This is a genomic window from Agromyces seonyuensis, from assembly GCF_009789225.1.
Classification (GTDB): domain Bacteria; phylum Actinomycetota; class Actinomycetes; order Actinomycetales; family Microbacteriaceae; genus Agromyces; species Agromyces seonyuensis.
Window position 1 is genome coordinate 1 of the sequence record NZ_WSTA01000144.1, and the last position, 2,480, is coordinate 2,480.

Annotated in this window: 2 protein-coding genes; both read right to left on the reverse strand. The window is 76.7% G+C overall.

Going from position 1 to position 2,480, the window contains the following annotated elements; genetic code table 11:
- Nucleotides 1-1,279, reverse strand: a 1,279-nt coding sequence (locus GB864_RS17890; RefSeq protein WP_202107364.1) for an RDD family protein, incomplete at its 3' end; no start/stop codon positions are given.
- Between the two features lie 213 nt (nt 1,280-1,492).
- Nucleotides 1,493-2,480 (reverse strand): hypothetical protein (locus GB864_RS17895; protein ID WP_160427043.1); only part of this gene is annotated, 988 nt, incomplete at its 5' end.

Sequence of the window (2,480 nt, forward strand, 5' to 3'; positions counted from 1 at the left end):
CGCCCATCGGGGCCGGCCCGCCGACCGGCGACGCCCGGAGGACGGTCGGCGGCGCGAGGGCCGGCGCCGGGCGCTCCGCGTGCGGCAACGTCGGCGCGACCGGCTGCGCGAGCGGGGGTGCGGTGGTGCCGAGCGGCGGCACGGTCTGCCCGAGCGGCGGCACTGTGGTGCCGAGCGGCGGCACGGTCTGCCCGAGCGGCGGCACGGTCCGCCCCAGCGGCGGGTTCGTCGACGCCGCGGATCCGCCCGTCGACCACGGCGGGGCGGTCACGCCGAGCGGGAGTGCGACGCCGGGCGGGGCGGTGAATCCGGCCGGCACGGGAGGCTGGACGCTCGGCGCCGGCGGCATGACCGGCGGCGGACCGGTCGTGACGCGCGGCTGCGGCGGAGGGGGCGCGGGCGCGGCCGCGCCCGGAGCCTCGGGGCGACCGGGGATGAGCTCGGGGGCCGCGGGCGCGGCGACGCCAGGAGCCGGAGCGATCGACGGCAGTTCCAATGCGGGCAGCAGGTCGTCCCAGCTGGCGCCGGTGCCGGCCGCGCCGACGACGCCCGAGCGGGAGCGCTCCGACGAGATGCGCAGCGCCTCGTCGACGCTCGACCCGGTCGCCAGCGACGGCAGCCGCTCTTCGACCTCGATCTCGACGGCGTCGGCCGCACGGCGCGCGTGCCGCATCGCCTTGACGTCGAAGGGATCGAGACCGAGCCGCACATCGACGACCCAGCAGCGGCCGACCCGGTCGAGGAGGCTGCGCCCGCGGCGTTCGCGGTCCTGGAACACCGAGGCGAAGAGGAGCGCCGGTCCGACGAGGAAGAGCACGGACTGCGCTGCCCAGAGCACCAGCGCGCGCAGCACGATCCGCCAGAAGCCGGGCCGGGCGAACGTCGCGACCTGCACGGATCGGAGGCCGAGCGCCGCCTTGCCGATCGTGCGGCCGCGCCGGCCGTGGAGCACGAGCTGCACGAGGCCGAGCACGCTCGTCAGCAGGATGCCGGCGGCGAGCAGCACGAGCGCGATCGGAGCATCCGTTGCGATCGAGGCATCCGGTGCCTCGCCGGAGAGCGAGGCGTCGATGATCACCGGCGCGAGCATCCCGACGCCGACGGCGCTCGGCGCCGCGCAGAGCGTCCACACGGCGGCGTCGATCGCGAAGGCGGCGGCGCGGCGCCAGTTCGGCGCGGGGACGAGTCCGAGCCGAGCGGCGTAGCCGGGGTCGGGTCGGCCGGACGCGTCGAGGCCGGCGACGGCCTCCGGCGCATCGGCTTCCAGGGTGACGCTCACGGGTTCGGGCTCCTCGGGACCGCGTCGCGGCGCCGTCGGCGAAGACGGTGCCGGAAAGCGCAGCAGGGTCGCGGAAATCGGGTCGGCGAGGGTGAGCTCGCCCACCCGTCGCACTGGCAGCGTACCCGCTCGCCGCGCGCATCCCGATTCGAGCCCGTCACGGGGCCTCCGCGGGCCTCCCCCGCGCCCGCCCGGGCGGGCGGGCGCCGACGCTCAGTACTGCCGGGCGGCCGGTCCTGCGGCGAGGAGTCGCTCGTACTCCGCGGCGTTGTCGCGGTTGCGCTGCTCGACCACGGCGCCGCGCGCCGCGATCCACGCGCCGAACCAGATCACGACCTCGCGGGCGAGCACGCCCGAGATGATCGCGAACGGGTCGAGCCACCGCGTCGAGATGAAGTACGCCGCCTCCTGCGGCGTGTACTCCCAGAGCCGGATCGTGAGGGCCGCGCCGCCGAGGTAGGCGAAGTACACCCAGATGCCGACGAGGAGGCCGAACACGACGTAGGCCCACCATCGACCGCGGTCGACGATGACGATGAGCACGACGAATCCGACGAAGAACAGGATGACCGGCACCCAGTACCGCGCCTGGCCGGCGAACTCGAGCGTGTACTCGCCGGCGGTCTCCCACCCGGCGCCCGCGAGCAGCAGCGCCGCGATGCCGAGGTAGAGCACCGCGAAGGCGAGGGTCGCGACGAGGGCCACGAGGGTGCCGAAGCCGCGGTTGTGCAGCGTCTTCGGCGCGGCCGGCGCCTGCACGTAGATCGTCTGGGGGGCTGCCACGGCCGCACCGGCCTCCTCGACCGGCGGCGCGTCCTGCACGGTCGGCGGGAGGAAGGTCTCACGGCGGACGGCGCCGGCCGCGACCGGCGCGGGCACGGCCTCGGTCGCGGCGGTCGCCGCACCGCTGTCGGCGGCGAGGGCGGCATCGGCGGCGGAATCGGCGCTCGCCGAGTCGGTCGACGTCTCGGCGAAGGAGGGCGGCTCGACGAACGTCGGCGGTTCGGCCGGCTCAGGTGCCGGCGGTGCCTCGAGCGTGCTCGCGCGGCCGATCGCGGCATCCAGGTCGGAGTCGGCGGGCGGCTCCGCGGCACTCGTTGGCGGCGTGGGCGGCGCGGTCTCCGCCGCAGCCGCGTCGGTCGCGGGCGCGTCGGCAGCAACCGGGTCGGGCCCGGGCGCCACGGGCTCGGGCGCGTCGACC